The 15,938-nt window shown below is 52.0% G+C and carries 13 protein-coding genes; 6 read left to right on the forward strand and 7 right to left on the reverse strand.

The window, feature by feature from the left end; translation table 11 throughout:
• Window positions 1–10: 10 nt before the first annotated feature.
• Entirely contained in the window at window positions 11–1,792 is a 1,782-nt protein-coding gene (locus tag LOC67_RS17460; protein WP_230263936.1) for a serine/threonine-protein kinase, read from the forward strand.
• A gap of 223 nt (window positions 1,793–2,015) precedes the next feature.
• Window positions 2,016–3,737 (forward strand): acyltransferase family protein, encoded by a 1,722-nt coding sequence (locus tag LOC67_RS17465; protein WP_230263938.1) that lies wholly within the window; start codon window positions 2,016–2,018, stop codon window positions 3,735–3,737.
• A gap of 179 nt (window positions 3,738–3,916) precedes the next feature.
• Here the strand turns inward: LOC67_RS17465 and LOC67_RS17470 are convergent, their stop codons facing one another.
• Window positions 3,917–4,831, reverse strand: coding sequence for a hypothetical protein (locus LOC67_RS17470; protein WP_230263939.1), 915 nt, complete (start codon window positions 4,829–4,831; stop codon window positions 3,917–3,919).
• Between the two features lie 221 nt (window positions 4,832–5,052).
• Window positions 5,053–6,210: a suppressor of fused domain protein gene (locus tag LOC67_RS17475; RefSeq protein ID WP_230263940.1), complete on the reverse strand. Its 1,158-nt coding sequence runs from the start codon at window positions 6,208–6,210 to the stop codon at window positions 5,053–5,055.
• A gap of 137 nt (window positions 6,211–6,347) precedes the next feature.
• Here LOC67_RS17475 and LOC67_RS17480 point away from each other — a divergent pair, with 137 nt between their 5' ends.
• The 4 genes from LOC67_RS17480 (at window position 6,348) to LOC67_RS17495 (ending at window position 9,222) form a co-directional block, all read left to right on the forward strand.
• Complete coding sequence (locus LOC67_RS17480; RefSeq protein WP_230263941.1) at window positions 6,348–7,184, forward strand: 5'-nucleotidase, lipoprotein e(P4) family; 837 nt, start codon at window positions 6,348–6,350, stop codon at window positions 7,182–7,184.
• A gap of 334 nt (window positions 7,185–7,518) precedes the next feature.
• Window positions 7,519–8,055: a DinB family protein gene (locus LOC67_RS17485; RefSeq protein WP_230263942.1), complete on the forward strand. Its 537-nt coding sequence runs from the start codon at window positions 7,519–7,521 to the stop codon at window positions 8,053–8,055.
• A gap of 96 nt (window positions 8,056–8,151) precedes the next feature.
• Window positions 8,152–8,634, forward strand: coding sequence for a VOC family protein (locus LOC67_RS17490; RefSeq protein WP_230263943.1), 483 nt, complete (start codon window positions 8,152–8,154; stop codon window positions 8,632–8,634).
• A gap of 207 nt (window positions 8,635–8,841) precedes the next feature.
• Window positions 8,842–9,222, forward strand: coding sequence for a hypothetical protein (locus LOC67_RS17495; protein WP_230263944.1), 381 nt, complete (start codon window positions 8,842–8,844; stop codon window positions 9,220–9,222).
• Between the two features lie 23 nt (window positions 9,223–9,245).
• Here the strand turns inward: LOC67_RS17495 and LOC67_RS17500 are convergent, their stop codons facing one another.
• The 5 genes from LOC67_RS17500 to LOC67_RS17520 are packed head-to-tail and all read right to left on the reverse strand — an operon-like array spanning window position 9,246 to window position 15,646.
• Window positions 9,246–10,802: a permease gene (locus LOC67_RS17500; protein WP_230263946.1), complete on the reverse strand. Its 1,557-nt coding sequence runs from the start codon at window positions 10,800–10,802 to the stop codon at window positions 9,246–9,248.
• Complete coding sequence (locus tag LOC67_RS17505) at window positions 10,803–11,270, reverse strand: hypothetical protein (RefSeq protein ID WP_230263947.1); 468 nt, start codon at window positions 11,268–11,270, stop codon at window positions 10,803–10,805.
• Window positions 11,270–12,244: an AAA family ATPase gene (locus LOC67_RS17510; protein WP_230263948.1), complete on the reverse strand. Its 975-nt coding sequence runs from the start codon at window positions 12,242–12,244 to the stop codon at window positions 11,270–11,272. Before LOC67_RS17510 ends, LOC67_RS17505 begins: the two co-directional genes overlap by 1 nt.
• Entirely contained in the window at window positions 12,241–14,448 is a 2,208-nt protein-coding gene (locus tag LOC67_RS17515; RefSeq protein ID WP_230263949.1) for a transglutaminase-like domain-containing protein, read from the reverse strand. Before LOC67_RS17515 ends, LOC67_RS17510 begins: the two co-directional genes overlap by 4 nt.
• Window positions 14,429–15,646 carry a DUF58 domain-containing protein gene (locus LOC67_RS17520; RefSeq protein WP_230263950.1) on the reverse strand — a complete coding sequence of 406 codons (1,218 nt, stop codon included), beginning with the start codon at window positions 15,644–15,646 and terminating at the stop codon, window positions 14,429–14,431. Before LOC67_RS17520 ends, LOC67_RS17515 begins: the two co-directional genes overlap by 20 nt.
• Between the last annotated feature and the right edge of the window lie 292 nt (window positions 15,647–15,938).

Below are 15,938 nucleotides of genomic sequence, written 5' to 3' on the forward strand. Positions count from 1 at the left end.
TTGGTACACGATGAATCTTCGCCAGAAAAAACTTCCGATTGCCGCGTTGGAGCGGATCGATGATCGCTGTGCCGAATTTGAACGGCTTTGGCAAGCGGATCAGCCGCCGACAATTGAATCCATCCTGTCGGACGACGTCTCGGAATCCGAACACGATGTTTTGTTGGCTGAGCTGGTAGTCTTGGAGATCGACTATCGCCGTCGACGTGGTGATCGGCCAACCAAGCAAGAGTATTTAGAACGTTTTCCTGAGCAAGCGGACGCGTTGGGTGACGCTCTTGAGGAGGACGAAAAGCCTGCTCGTCCATTTGCACCTCCGACGATTGCCCGGATGGCGGACCTGTTTCCGAATCTGGAGATCATTGATCTTCTCGGTGCTGGAGGCATGGGCTCCGTCTACAAGGCACGTCAAAAAGGACTCGACCGGCTCGTCGCATTGAAGGTGCTTCCGGAAGAGTTTTCGCATGATGTTAAGTTTGCGTTGCGGTTCACCCGCGAAGCACGGACCCTAGCCAAGCTGAACCATCCGAATATCGTCTCCGTTTTCGAATTCGGAAAGGTTGAGGATACCTATTACTTTCTGATGGAGTTTGTTGACGGGTCGACGCTGCGCGACATTGTTGCCGGAGGTCAGTTGGCTCCCGAGCAAGCTCTGCAAATCGTTCCGCACTTGTGTGACGCGTTGCAATACGCGCATGACCAAGGCGTCATTCACCGCGACATCAAACCTGAGAACATTTTGATGTCCAAAGAAGGCAGCGTCAAAATTGCCGACTTTGGCTTGTCACGTATTCTTGGGAATGAGAATCAGGTGACGGACTTGACCGCCACACATCAGGTGATGGGTACGCCTCGGTATATGGCTCCGGAACAATTTGAAGGTGCTCACGGCGTTGACCACCGAGCCGACATCTATTCGTTGGGCGTCGTCTTCTATGAAATGTTGACGGGTGAATTACCGATCGGCCGGTTCGCTGCTCCTTCACGAAAGGTGCATATCGATGTTCGGCTCGATGAGGTCGTGCTGCGAACGCTCGAGAAGGAACCACAGCGACGTTATCAACGGGCAAGTCAGATCAAATCTGATATCGAGTCCATTTCGTCGATCGGTGATGTCTCTTTGGCACCAACGATGGATCTTGATGGAGCGGACCTATCATATGACAGTGGCTCCGCGATTCGGTCTTCGGCCGATGACTTGAAACATCAGACGCTTGCGGCGCAGTTGTTTCTGACACGTCGTGAATTGATGGAACGCGTCAAAGCAACTTTGCGTCCGTTGTTCCGCTGGCAATTGGTGCAAATCTTTGTCGGGGTGTTGATCATCGTTCTTGGAGCACAGTGCTGGGCTCGCAACACGCACGTCATGCCACGATTGATTTGCGGCGTAACACTGCATGTCTATGGAATGCTGGTCATCGCGGCCGGAGCTGCGGTATGCACTCGTTTGAATCGGATCGACTATTCCGAGCCCGTCGAGGAAATCGGCAACAAGCTTGGTATCGCCCGCGATATGTATTTGAAAGTCGGCGCGGTCGTCGGGTTTCCATGGTGGTTGATGTGGATTCCCGCGACTGTGGCGCTAGGTTTCGACATCGTATTGGAACCCAATTCATTTATCCCATCTTTGATTCTTGGGGCGATCGGAGTGGTCGTGTCTTATTGGTTGTACCTGCGTGTTCAACGAGACAGCTATCCGACATCCAACGCTTGGCGGAAACGGTTTGCCGGCCAAAGCTTCGCCGATGCTTACTCCCTTCTTGATGAGATTGATCAAGCACAAATTCGTTAGCGTTCTGACGCGATCTGATCTGTGCATCTTCAGCGATTGATATCCCCCGATGGCAAAACCAGATAGCGAAGCCTGACGGGAGCATCGCGTATTTAAGTCCTGCCCCTTTTGAGCAACAGTTGGCGAGCAAAGTCAGCTGAGCGATGAAGGTACGGATTGACCTAACCGCGGATGGATCCGCAATTCCTTTTCTTAGCTACTGCCAACGACCTGGAGAAAACGAATGAGCACTGTTATAGAATCCGACGTACCGATTCAGGGGCGATCCAAAAAGCATGTCTCACAGTTAAAGAAGCCCATGCAGACAACTTCAAACGCATTCCAACGGCGGCATGACTTGGACGCACTTCGGGCGATCGCAATGTTGTTGGGCATTGTGCTGCACGCGGCGCTGTCTTTCTCGCCGATCCCTTGGACGGTCAACGATTCGCGGCAGAGCGATTTTTACTCCGTCATGTTTGCCGCGATTCATGGCTTTCGGATGCCATTGTTTTTCATGGTCAGCGGATTCTTTACCGCGATGCTGTGGCGGAGACGTGACCTTGGCGGATTGATCAAGCAACGTGTCAAGCGAATCTTGCTGCCATTGCTACTTGGCTGTGTCACCATTGTGCCGGCGATGTGGGCGGTCAGCTATCTGGCTCGAATGCCATCGCCTTCGGGAAGCCCCAATGCGTCTGTCTGGGAAGCTGTCGTTGCAGGCGATGTCCAGCGTGTCCACGACGCAATCCACACATCAGAAATCGCGACCGACGCTGTCAGCCAGGATGGAGCGACATTGTTGACCGTTTCGGTTTTCTTGGGCCACACCGAGATGGTAAAGATGCTTTTGGACGAAGGTGCTGACATCAAGCAACGAAACGGTGACCAAGGAACGGCGTTACATAGCGCAGCCTTCATCGGACGTGCAGAAGAGGCCGCATTGTTGCTTCAAGCGGGGGCCGACCCCGATGCTAAAGACGCCAACGGACAGACACCAAAGGATCTGCTGAAGATTGATTTTGGAACGTCGAACTACATCGCATCATCGTTCGGCGTGCCACTCGAAGAAGAGACACTGAAAGCAGGTCGAGCAGGCATCGCAAAACAACTTGGTGTGGACGAGTACCTGGGATCGGGAAACAGCGACGCCTCGGGACTTAGTGCAGACGCGATCAAAGCCCTGTTGTTCCAGATGCCCGTCTTTATGCATCTTTGGTTTTTGTACTTTCTGTGCTGGTTGGTCGCCGCATTCGTTCTGTATGCGGCACTAGCGAATTCAATCGGAGGTGCGATCAAAGGATTGAAAATACCGAAGTGGATTGTTTGCACGCCACTTAGCCTGCTATGGCTCGTCCCGTTAACGATGTTGCCACAGTCATTCATGAGTCCTGGAATCTTTGGTCCGGATTCATCGATCGGATTGTTGCCAATCCCTAGCGTGCTCGCATACTACGCGGTGTTCTTTTTCTTCGGTGCGATCTATTGGGACATGGATGACTCGGGAAATCGGCTCGGTCGCCACTGGGAAATCTGCTTGGTTGTCGCTGCCGTTGTGATCTTTCCGCTCGGATTGGATCTGGTGACAGGAGCCTTTGGGATTGTGACCGCATTTGCCGATCCCACCACTCACTCAACTGTGTCGGGGGGCGCACAGGCATTGTTTACATGGCTGATGATTTTCGGATCGATTGGGGCCTGCCATCGGTTGTTATCCAACGAGAGCAAGTGGATGCGTTACATCTCTGACTCTTCGTACTGGCTGTACCTCGCGCACTTGCCGTTGGTGTTGCTGGCGCAGTGGTTGGTCAAAGACTATGCCGTGCCATCGTTTTTCAAGTTCGTAGGAATTACTGTGCTGGTATCGGTGTTCCTATTGGTGACCTACGAATATGGAGTCCGCTACACATTCATCGGAAGGATGCTCAACGGTCCAAGAAGCAGGAAAGAACCCAGCACTGCTTGATCGGTTGAAGCCGATCTGTCTGGTCTGTTCAATGACGAGCATGCGGAAACGAATCCGCATACTCGGGGTGTGAATGCCGTGGCCTGAATGCTCTGGCCTGAAAACCTTGGCGGCGGACACCCGCGATATTAGTCACGATCGAAGTTGAAATCCAAAGCGATTGGACATGCAACCGTTTGTTAGGTGAGGATGTGATCGCCTTCTAGTTTCCAATGTCGTGTCGCGACGATGCGATTGCTTCTGGCCGTATCAATGATGCGGCCTTGGAACAGAAATTTTTGGCGGATCCGAAGGCCTGGTGGCCGCCCGGTGCGATCAAGCAATCCGACTCCATCGGTGCAGCGATAGGTGTGGCCGTGGGCTTGATTGGGACTGTAGCGATCTTCGGGGGTCGTGTTTGTTTCGATACTTGCTGGACTTGATCGGTATCCATAACGTTCGATAGTACCGTCACGCTTGACAAAGCCGTCTTCTCGGTACGTTGTAGAGGAAAGACCACCGGGGATTTGAAACGCGCTCTTTCGATCGTTCAAAGTACCGGTTGCGACCCAGTTAGACATGCTGGGGGTCGAGCCCGTGAACCGACCTTGTTGAGTCGTCGCGGTACCTTTGATGAACTGACGGTATTCGTATCGCGACGCATCGATTGCTGGATCGAAGCGAATGATCACGCGGAACTTGCCTTTGCAAATCCATCCGCTGCCAAGGCTTTCGAGTGTGATCGGCCGAACCCGTAGCGCACGGAACTCAAGGACGAAGTCGTCTTCGCCAGAGGACGCACCAAAGTCGTGGTAAGGGAATCGCTTTGCCATCGCGACTTCTTCGGTACGTCCAGTGGCTTCAAGGGATTGGATCAGTTTGCCGAGCGACTTGGGGCCGAACATGCCATCGGCATTGATACGAGGCCCGTTCTGATGTTCTTGCCAGTTGTACACTGCCGTCGCTGTGGCGCTGCTCAGGTTTCCGTTTTCTTGTGATCCGACCTCGCGGCGAATGACACGGATGAGTGGTGATGAATAGCCACGACTTCGGTTGTAGCTATTCGCTGCGTTAAGATTGAGGACCATCGCTTTACGTCCAGACAGAGTTGACAAGTGAATGCAACCGTTCTCGTAATCGCAGCCAAAGTGTTACGCCAATTCTCGTCGTTTTTTAAAACAAACTGCCCGCTGGAGAGGCCAAAAATAAAGCGATGTGATCCCCTGTTTTTTGTGCGCGAATCAAGTGAAAAACACGCCTTATGGCATTTTCCGATTTTCGACTTTGCTGCCGCGTTTTGATTCCTGGAAGCAGTGGTTGTAATGGCGGCAAGACCTCAGACGATTGCCTTGCGACCTTCGTCAATTCCAGAGGGAAATCCAATTTTCTGAAGTCGGGCAAAGAAATCGTTGGAGCCGTTTGCTCGATAGAACGAGATCTCGGACGCGTAAAGTGGAAAGATCTGATAGAACGCGAACGTTTGCCCATTGGGAAAGTCACAGCGTGTTAGCTCATTTTCACTACATCCGTACAGCCATCCCGTGAATTCTGTGTCGAACGAGAATCGCTGTGGCGGTTCGCCATTCGGGATGACTCCGGCGTAGTCATTGAACTCAATCTTGCCATCGCCGAGGCGTGATGCGAGTGTGGCAAAGCAATCCTGTGGCCATGAAGTCGCTTGCTCGCCGGAAAGACTCGAAAAAGATCTCGAAGTGTTCCCCAAGTCCAGCAGTAGCTCGAATCCAAGATGGTTTAAACCCATCGTAAACAACATGTCACCGCTGTGATCCGTGCTGTGCTCGTCACTTGCCGGGATCAATCCGATGTGTACGTGATCGCCGCTCGTCTGGCATTCGATTTCTGACAGATCACTGTCCAGCGGAGTGCCAAAGTTTTTTTGGAGGTGGCTCAAGATGTCGGATTCAATTTCGCCCGAGGTGCGGTTTTTGATCCTGGCGTCTGCTTGATGTGGTAGAAGGGCACCGTGGTTTCGAAGCGTCTCGACCACAAGTGGTTGCTCATCCATCATTGCACGCGTCAATGCGTTTCTAGTGGGCATGCCCGGCACTTTTAGCGGCTGATTAACGTCGCCACCAAAGTGAATGAATTGACGCAGGATTTCAGTCGCCTCTTCTGGTTGTGCCTGCGACAAAAAATATAGAGGTGAATGCAAGTTCGGGGCAGCTCCATGTTCTAGCAACCATGTCACATTAGTGACGTTGCCCTTCCGGATAGCCCAAGACAATGGCGTGTCACGATTAGCGTCTGCTTCATTAACATTCGCACCGAGTTCACATAGCACTTCGAGAATTTTGGGACTCGAGTAACTCGCCGCGTGGCAGAAGAGTTTCACCCCCTCCTTTCTTCGCAAGCGTGGGAAGTCAGTTAAGATCTGCCGTGTCTTTGCGACATCATCTTGTTCAACCATCGCTTGGTAGATTGCGACACCTGGTCGGTTGGAATACTCGAAGTCGTTACTACTTGGCAAATTCATCGGTGCGGGACAGTTGATACGAGGGTGATTTGAACGTTGTCGGTTTTCTTAGGAGCGTTATCGTCGGTTCGTCAGCTATATTTGGGGCTCTTCAGAGTGTTCCCAATATTGGTCCAAAACCATCGAGGTTTCAGTTAATGTTGAGTCCTGTTAAGCGGTATTGTTTGCCGTTGTTGATTGTTACCGTTGTCGGCTTGGCGTCTAATGTAGCGAACGGACAAACGGCCGATGTGAAAGCGGATTATCGGTATGCCGCGATCACCTGGCTGCAAAAGTCGGCTGAATATCGTTTGTTGACCGAGCAGATCTATCGGGCCGCTTCATTCCAGTTGCAGATGGGTTTGCAGGATCCCCACTGGTCAGCCGATGAGGTACAGCTAGCGAGCGGACGGTTTCAGAACAAGCCGCCAGCGATCATTCTTGATTGTGATGAGACCGTACTTGATAACTCTTCCTACAACGCTCGAAACATCGTCGACGGCAAAGAGTATTCGACGGATGAGTGGAATGAGTGGTGCGACGAACGAAAAGCGAAGGCGATTCCAGGATCCGTTGACTTTGTAAACGCTGCCGAAAAGCTTGGTGTGAAAGTCTTTTTCATTACCAACAGGCGTGACGTCGTCAAAGTGGCCACGATCGCTAACCTGCGTGCCCTTGGTTTTCCTGCATCGGAAGACACAGTTTTGACCAGAAATGACGATCAGAATCGGGGGAAAGACAAAGTCTCACGCCGCGCGATGGTCGCAAAAGGCCATCGAATTGTTCTCTTGATCGGGGACAATATGTCGGACCTTTGTGGCGGACTTCATGAGAAAAGCGACGACAGTACTGATGCGACCGAAACCAGGAATGCAATCTCGCAAACGAAGCAAGCTTTGCTGGGTAGTCGTTGGGTCATGCTTCCAAACCCAGCTTACGGAGACTGGCAGCAAGCTTTGCCCGAGGGTGACGCGGCGCTCGACCTACAGCGATAAGCATCGCACCGTTTCATGAGTCCCTTTGCATCTTGTCGAGATCGAATGCGGCCGTTCGACTATCGGTGGGCTGAAAACGCATCGATTGCCACTTCAGTTGACCTGGCCGCAAATGAGTTGTTGATTTTCAGGTTCGGTCTTTAGTGATCTATCCGGCTGCGTCACAAAACCGGCGCGAGTGAAAGCGACATTCGTCAATCAACAAGCCGCAATTTCTTTTTCAGAATAATGTCGATCTGTCGATCGGAACTGCGACCACCTAGCAGAACGAGCATCGGATCTCGCCCGCGTGAGATCGCGCGTTTTGGGATGTACGGTTTTGAGATGCACAGTGGTGAAATCACGCAAAGGTGAAATTGAAATGAATGCTTTGGAAATCGTCCGGCTAAATCTTGAAATGAATCAGATGCATGTCGCTTTCTTTGAAGACATGCGAGATGCGGCTATGACACAGCCGACCAGTTCTGGTGGCAACCATCCGCTTTGGGTACTTGGGCATTTGGCTCTTGTCGATGCAAGCTTTCGCTCAATGATCACGGGCGAAGCAAACTCTTTGCAACATTGGTCTTCATTGTTTGGAGCAGGGACGACACCGTCATCCGATCCATCAACCTACCCTGCGTTTGATGACGTGATGGCGGAGTACCATCGGCAGCGGGCACAGTTGATTGCACTGCTTGACGATGTCGACGAATCGTTTTTGGAGCAGCCGCTAAAGTTGCCACCCGATGGCATGTCCGAAGAAATGATTCAGCAGTTCTTTCCAAACGTAGCGAAGACGCTGTTGCTCGTCGCCAACCATCATGCATTTCACTGCGGACAGGTTGCCGATGCACGCCGAGCTGCCGGAAGAGCTCCCATGTTCATGTAGTTCGTCGGGAAAACTAAGCCTGAGCGATGACGAGCGTCTTCTTTAGGAAACGCGTCCTCTTGTAATGACTTTCGAATATCTAAAAAGGAAACCTTGATGGCCGGTTCAAAGATCGCACTCTGCATCTGGTTTGACGGTCAGGCTGAGGAAGCTGCAAACTTTTACACGTCGTTGTTTCCTGATTCGGAAGTTGAGTACGTGATGCGATCGCCGATCGATTGGCCTGGCGGAAAAGTTGGGGATGTTTTGTTAGTTGGGTTTTCGATCGCAGGGCAAAAATATCAGGCACTCAATGGAGGCCCACAGCAGGAGTTCAACGAACGAATCTCCATCTCGGTTTCATGCGAGGATCAAGCAGAAGTCGACCGCTACTGGGATGCATTAACCGCCAACGGCGGCAGTGAGATTATGTGCGGCTGGCTGAAGGACAAGTTTGGCGTCCGTTGGCAGATCGTCCCAGAACCCTTCACCGCGATGCTTTTGGAGGGCGACGATCAATGTCGTAAGCGGGCAATGGACGCGATGGGAGCCATGAAGAAGCTGGATCTAGCCCAACTTCGGTCCGCGTTTGAGGGGTAGCCACAGGAAATTCCGTCGCGGTTTGACGAGCGTTGGTTGGCACGAATTTGCTCAGAGATGGTGTTTCACGGACTTTTCGATGCAGTTTGGTTTTTTCGAAGTTTTTGTTGAGGTGTTTGAGGGGCTTTCGCACAGGTGTTTGTGAATCGAGGAGATCGGCAAAGCGGCCGACAAAGAACAAAACCTTCCAAACCAAGGACCCCAGTCATGTCTCTGCTGAAGAAAATCACCATCGTCGCTCTGGTTGTTGTTTGCTCACAAGTCGCTGCTCCACAGGCGAAGGCTGGAAACCCATTGGAAAAAATGTTCGCCAGTGCGGGAAAGAAAGTCGTCGGTGGTGCGTACAATTCAGTTCAGAAGAATGTCACGCAGAGCACGAAGCTGATCTTGAAAACGGCACCCTACGCGCTGCTTCAAGGATCTCGATCGGGCAGCAGTCGGACCAAAGCGTTCAGTGGTACCAGCAGCAACGCCGTAAAGCAACTCGGCACATCGACCTTCAACAAGGCGAAAACGCAGTGGCGTCCATCTGGAAATACAAGCAGCTTCGGACGCAAAATTTTCTTTAGCCCCGGATTCCGTCGCTAGAAAAGCGACACTCGGCAAGACGGCTATTGGAATGACGTAACCCAGCGACGATTCGTCGCCATCAGGTGATGAACAAGTTCCATGACTTCCTCTTGTTCAACTTCATCGTGTTCCAGTTCATGTTCGAGCAGTTCCAGTTTCTTGCGAATCAGGTAGCCCTGCATCTGTTGATAGGGGCGAAGTGGTCCGCTTCGCAAGAACGTGCCGACTTCCAGTTTGCGGCTCCAATCTTCCCAAACCGGAAGCCAGAACAACGCGTGGTCCACATCACCGCTCATCGAAGCAGAAAGGCATTCGGCGCGAGCCAACGCGATTTCATCGAGACATTCATCAGCCGGCGGATAGTACGCGAAACAGGCAACGATGCTCAGTGAGACAAGGCCAGCGATCAATACCAATCCCAAAACGCCTCGTGGCACGACCATTTCCAGTCGCGAGTGAATTCGATTGGTGGGCGTCGGTTGGATGAAGGATGTTTTCTCGGGCGAAAGATTTAGCCCGCGTGCTATCAGTCCGAACAGTGAGATCATTGCCAATCCGATCCCTGCAGCGATCTCGGGAAAACCAATGTTTTTAGAGAGCACTTCCTTTGACGTTCTCCAAAAGTTTTCGGTATGAGCCGATATCGGATTGGTGTAGATGTCGAATGCGTGAGTATGGCCAGCCGGCTGGATTCCAGGCGGAATGAGCGGCTGATTTATTCCATAAGCGAAACCTAGCACAATCGCCAACATTGCCGCGCTCCACATCGCGGTTGGCTTCCATCCGAAGTGGTATAGAAACCATGCGATGGTCGCAAAGTTGACCCCGGTTCCCAGAATCATCAAGGCGAATGCCGCACCAGGTGAATTACCGTGTTGAAACATCATGCCGAGTTGACTCATCGCAAGCATCGGAGTCGCATAAATGGGGATCGAAACGGCGGTCATCGTTAGCGGTGCCCAAAGATCTCCCTGTTCAACACTGGTTTGCATCGAACCGAAAGGCAACACGGCGGCAAGGAACGCTAAGCCAGACAATGCGATCATGGCAAGCAACAATGTGACGCCAGTAGCTTGGCGCCCGAGATGAATCACGGTTGCACGCAAGCGATGAAGTCCGATGACGTCGCTTGATGGATCGGTATCAATTTCGGAGATCGAATGTGTTGATTCATTCTTGACCGCTGCGTCCCAAATCATGCCAAGGAATGTCACGATGAGAAGTGACCCGACGGCGAACATGATGATCACAAGCGGGCGACTTAGGGTCAGGCCGTACAGGAGCGACAGTGGATTGAACAACGGCGCTGACAGTGCGAACGCAGCCATTGCACCGGGCTTGATCCCGAATCTTCGCATCTCTCGTAGAATCGGCAGGACGCCGATCGAGCAGACGGGAAGTAACATGCCAATGAGCCAAGATTGAGGCAGCCGACGGATCGAATCACCGCCGAATAGTTTTCGCGTGCCCTCACGCCCCAAATAGAAGCGAAGCACAGTCGCGATCAACAGCCCGACGATCAAGGTGGGGGCGGCAGAAAACAAACCTTGCACGAGTCGAAGAAGCCCGCCGACAAAGATCTGATTGAACGTATTCATTTAATTCGTTTCAGCCAATTGCGATTCTTTCGACCGTTTTGCGTTGGTCTTTTCGATCAAGTCACACAGGTGCAATACATCGTTTCGTCGTTGGTTTGATAACTGGTGTTCATCGTCGCCAAGCTGTCTTGAAATACCGTCCGATGTATTTGCGATTGAGATCCACTGTTGCTCGCTTAATTCGCTATCCGCAGCGATTTCGGGTGTCCAGTTGATGATGTCACGTAGCCGGCCAATCGATTTTTCTTGATCGTCACGTTGATCGTCGATGGTTGCGATTTCAGCTCGCAGTTTGGCCACGACATCGTCCAGGTCATCGGGCCAGTGCGCGGCGACGACATGATCGTGATCGAAGTGAGAATCATGATTCGGTTCTTTTGATCGGCATCCTCCCAAATAGCAAATGATGAGCGATGCGATGATCGTTCTGGCGAATCTGATCGGTTCAAGGAAGGTGCGTTGACGCATTACTTGTACTCCGGCGTCGGGACACTTTTTAACACTCGGTCAATGACGTCATCGACAGCTTCGCCGTGTGTTAGCAACCGTACCGATAGGACTGGGCGAGCGACGTTGATGATGTCGGTTGGTGTTACAAAGCGTCGAGCATGTAGCATCGCCCAGCCTTGAGCGATCGCTTGCCAAAGCAGCATTCCTCGTGGGCTCACCCCTAGTTCAATTGCCGGATCTGTCCGAGTCGCTTCCACAAGGTCAATCAAGTAGTCCGCAACACGTGGGTGAACCTCGATCGATTGTGCTTCATCTTGAAGCTGACGCAGTTGATGTAGCGACAGTGGTGACTCGTCCGGCAACGTTAGGTTTTCATCCGTAGTGAGAGTCGAACTAATCTGCCGCCGCAAAATTGCTTGTTGAGCTTGTCGATCTGGATAGCCAAGACGCAATTTGATTGAAAACCTATCCAGTTGAGCTTCTGGTAGTGGATAGGCTCCAAGCGAGTCGATTGGGTTTTGCGTGGCGATGACAAAAAAAGTTGATGAAAGCGTGTGGGCATGGCCATCAATGGAAACCTGGCGTTCGGCCATCGCTTCCAGCAATGCGCTCTGTGTCCGAGGCGTTGTTCGGTTCAGTTCATCGGCGAGCAAAATATCGGAGAAAACCGGCCCCGGATGAAATTCGAACTCGCGAGTTTTTTGATTAAACACGCTGTATCCCGTGATATCCGAGGGCATCAGATCGGGGGTGCATTGCACACGAGACAGTCGCCCGTGCAACGCAGCGGCAATCGCTTTGGCCAGAGTCGTTTTTCCGGTGCCGGGAAGGTCGTCTAGCAACAGGTGGCCGCGAGAGAGCATGCAGGCAACAACCAGATCGATTTGCTCCCGTTTTCCCAATAAGACATTGGATAAGCGACGGCGTAGTTGCTGCAGCACCGCCATCGTTTGTGAGACTGGCCGTGTTTCGGTTTGCAATAGCTGGTTCATAGGGATGGCTGTTGAAGGGTTTTCCATAGTGTTCGACGGTCCAACAGCCGAACGAGGCCGGCGGCTGATTCGGCGTAGTCAACTTCACCAAACCCGAAATAGATCGAGTCTGCGGTTTCACAAAACTGAATCGCAGTGATGCGGACCGATTCATCTGCGGACTGTGTCAGGGTGTCAATCCACTGTCGCTGTGTTTGGCCCTTTGGTCGTTTATGGCCTAGATGTTTAGCCCTGGATTCGATGACAATCGTGGCCAGTCGGATCCTGGTTTTAGTTGACCGCCAGAACGAAGACTTCCAAACAAGAAAGAGAGCAAGATCGATGAAACGAAAACGAAAGATCCAAAACGCGAGGCTGAGACCAAGCGTTGTTGCCGCATAAGGCCAGTTCGCCGCGGCATAGCGTTTTGCTTGAAGCCACCATGATGGTTTGTAGATTGGGGGTGCGTATCCCGGTGTCGACTCAATCTCGATCCAGCGACCATCATCAAGTCGGACCTCGGCCCAGATGTGAACGTCCAACGGATGAATATTACTATGTCCTGCCGAAAAATCGAACGCATTGGGTCGAACATAGAATCCCGTAACTAAACGAGATTTCAACCCAAGTTGCCTTGCCGCTAATGCAGTCGCGGTCGCAAAAAGGTGGTCTCCGCCGCGTCCGGATTTCATGAACTGCTCAACCGGAATTCCATCTTCCTGTGATGCTTCACGATCAAATCTAAATTGAGTTCTAAGATGCTCAACGATTGCGGAGAGTTTGTCGTAGTTGTCCGAATGGGGCTGCGCAACAGTGCTAACGAAGTCTTGTAGAACGCCTGGAACAGTTCCGTTGGTCGGATAGTGGTAAGAAAGGCCAGCGCGAATTTCATCTTCAGTCGCGGTGAAACTGGCCAAATGAAAAACTGTCAGCGGAGGTAGCTTGTCACGTCCAGGCATGAAAAAACAATCGTCGCTACCGATGTCAAAGAAATCGATCCGGTCAACGTCTTTGATATGGACTCCCGCCGTTAACATTGGTGAGGGGATACGATCGGAGTCCAAGCGTAGGACTTTTAGGAGTCCGACTGATGCGGATTGGTCGGTGATCCAACCTTCGAATGTTCGGTCGAAGAACCAGTGGTTGTCGTCGATTTTGCGTTCGATCAGGTGTTTCGAATCAGTTTCTTCGCTGCATCGCCATGTAATCCCATCAAATAGGTCGTAGCGGTGCATGGCCAAGCGGATCCCGGTGGCCCCTTCCCACTGCAGCACGCTATCACTGACTGTATCCCCAAATTCGTGATGTTGTGTTGGAGGCAATCGGTCAGTCGAAAACGACTGGCTTCCTTTTTCACTTCGAGCTGTTCGCTGGTGAGATGGAATCAACGATTGATTCGCAAGAGCTTGCCGTTGTTCATACTTGGTTTTTGTTTGCGGTTCACCCACCATGTCATTGAACATGTCAAACAAGGATGATTCCTTGGACTCAATAAAGACATTGGTGTCGACCGCACCGAAGGAACTGGCATGGTCCTTCGCTGCGATGGCGGCATCACCTGTTCCCACGCCATTTCGAGCCGCCGGGTCGGACCATTTCGATCCACCGCTGGTCGGCATGAAACCAGATGAAAGGGGCTTGGATTGCCAAGTATGGTCCTTGACCATGTAGAACGCTGACAACAGCAAAATTACCGATAGCACGCGAGTCACAAGACGGCTGGTCTGTGTAGGTACAACTGATTCAGCTTGAGCCAGCTCAAGACGCTCCCACCGATTTGCGATCAGGTGCCAGACGCATATCAATAGCCAAGTGATAGGAAAGCCGATCGCCAAAGGGTGATCGCTGATTGAACTGGCAAACAGCACAGAAAAGCCACTGATCACCAGTGATAATGATCGCAGCTTTGTTGACAAACTGTTGCAACCCAGCGCGAGTGCTGTCGTTGCGAAGGCTGTCAAGGCAGATAGCTCGAAAGCCGTTGCATGACCTAACCATCGTGCGATAACGCCTGCTGCGATTGGGATGAATGGCAATGCGCCACGACCTGCCCAACGGATACGCGGTGAACCGACTAAGCCTAGGGATGTCGCGATCACAATGGTTGTGAATTCGATTCCCAAAAGCCATCGGTTCTCGGCGCCAAAGCGTATTTGGGCTACCGCAACCAAGGGGACGAAGGCCAGCGTGATCGTCTCGATTTGTTTACGCGACTTTTGAAACATTCCTTTGCTCCGCCCAAAGGATGGCCAGTTGGCTCGCCAGTTCCAGCTGCCGATCGATCACTTGATGATGATGACCCATTTTTGAACGCGACTGCATTTCGGGGTGAGAGACGCAAACAACAGGATTTCCTTTCGAGTTCGATGAAATGATTACCGTGGCATGGGCGAAGCTTGGCTTCGTTTTTGCGCTCGCTTCCATGCCGGACGCGGGAACCTCGGCGAGCAAATCCAATAATTCAGCTAACCCGACGTCTCCGCGCTTTGAGGTGACAGTTCGTCGTCCGACGTGGACACGCATGGGAACTTTCGATTGATGTAAGTTCGCTAGGATGCTTGCCGCGACGCGCATCCGGTCAGAAAGATCATCTGCGGAATGTGGACAGTCGACATCGATATACATGTCAAGTTGCGGGCATTGCGGAGCATTTCGTTCGGTGACGATCAAACGATCTGTCTTTGCCGTTGCGATCCAGTTGACTTGTTTAATTCCGTCACCGTGCCGATAGTCACGGACACCGATGAAATCCCCGGTTGAGCCTTGGCGATGACCCTCGCCTTGGTTGGTCGATAGGCGTCCCGCGATTTCGCACTGTCCCACGATCGGAAAAACTCTTGGCCATACGGTCACACGTGAGCATTCATGTAAAGGACGACTTGCAGTCCAGATTCCAAACGGGAACGAACAGGTAATCTGTGGTGCGGTAACGGGGTAATGGCCGCGAAGCTGTGGTGTGGATTTGAATCCGTAAATACTTTTCGCCATGCCCGGGACAAACGCAAGCGCAGCACTGGGAAGCGAGTATTCGAGTGATTCGTTTGGGCGATGATCCAGAAACCCTTCGATCGCGATTCCCCAGACTGGGATCGGAAACCGGTTGAGAACCGAAAGACTGAATTTACAGGTATCGCCTTCGTGAATCTTTTTCGTCTCGGGATAAAGCGAGCATTGAACGGAACGTACAGCGAACCAGGGCCACAAAATTCCGATACACACGACTAACAGCAAGCTTGCCGCAATCGTCCAGCCGATCGGTGCAACGAATTGTCCGATTGAGGCGCTAGCGATGGCGGCGGAGATAAACCAGCCAACGGGCTCTTTCAGCCAATAAACAAAACGATTGATGCCAGGGCAAAAGTCGGTGGTTAATAGGCGCATCAACCAACCTTTCCCCTTTGGCGCATCATGGACAATCGCCATGACAACGGACCTCGGGTAATAGACGCAATCAATAAAACCAATCCCACGCAAATGGCTAGACGCGCGGTGGTCCTCGAACAAGATTGCACAGGCGGAGTGATGGTTTCACCACTACATCGCTAGGCCATAGACCTAGGACTGTCGGATTGCGAAATCCGATAAAGGCGAAACTTGGTTGGAAGAATGCCGCCAAGCGAGAAACGTAGAAGTTTTGGCAAATGCTGCACTCATCCGAGTTATGTCCGGACGATTGCGGGGATGCCGCTGAATCCACGGTGGTTTGTGCCGAGGA

This window comes from Stieleria sp. JC731 (genome assembly GCF_020966635.1).
GTDB lineage: Bacteria > Planctomycetota > Planctomycetia > Pirellulales > Pirellulaceae > Stieleria.

What these genes read in the sequence shown, in the direction of transcription:
- LOC67_RS17460 (WP_230263936.1), top strand. Translation starts at nt 11, where the DNA reads ATGAATCTTCGCCAGAAAAAACTTCCGATTGCCGCGTTGGAGCGGATC.
- LOC67_RS17465 (WP_230263938.1), top strand. Translation starts at nt 2,016, where the DNA reads ATGAGCACTGTTATAGAATCCGACGTACCGATTCAGGGGCGATCCAAA.
- LOC67_RS17475 (WP_230263940.1), bottom strand. Translation starts at nt 6,210, where the DNA reads ATGAATTTGCCAAGTAGTAACGACTTCGAGTATTCCAACCGACCAGGT.
- LOC67_RS17480 (WP_230263941.1), top strand. Translation starts at nt 6,348, where the DNA reads ATGTTGAGTCCTGTTAAGCGGTATTGTTTGCCGTTGTTGATTGTTACC.
- LOC67_RS17490 (WP_230263943.1), top strand. Translation starts at nt 8,152, where the DNA reads ATGGCCGGTTCAAAGATCGCACTCTGCATCTGGTTTGACGGTCAGGCT.
- LOC67_RS17495 (WP_230263944.1), top strand. Translation starts at nt 8,842, where the DNA reads ATGTCTCTGCTGAAGAAAATCACCATCGTCGCTCTGGTTGTTGTTTGC.
- LOC67_RS17500 (WP_230263946.1), bottom strand. Translation starts at nt 10,802, where the DNA reads ATGAATACGTTCAATCAGATCTTTGTCGGCGGGCTTCTTCGACTCGTG.
- LOC67_RS17505 (WP_230263947.1), bottom strand. Translation starts at nt 11,270, where the DNA reads ATGCGTCAACGCACCTTCCTTGAACCGATCAGATTCGCCAGAACGATC.
- LOC67_RS17510 (WP_230263948.1), bottom strand. Translation starts at nt 12,244, where the DNA reads ATGAACCAGCTATTGCAAACCGAAACACGGCCAGTCTCACAAACGATG.
- LOC67_RS17515 (WP_230263949.1), bottom strand. Translation starts at nt 14,448, where the DNA reads ATGTTTCAAAAGTCGCGTAAACAAATCGAGACGATCACGCTGGCCTTC.
- LOC67_RS17520 (WP_230263950.1), bottom strand. Translation starts at nt 15,646, where the DNA reads ATGGCGATTGTCCATGATGCGCCAAAGGGGAAAGGTTGGTTGATGCGC.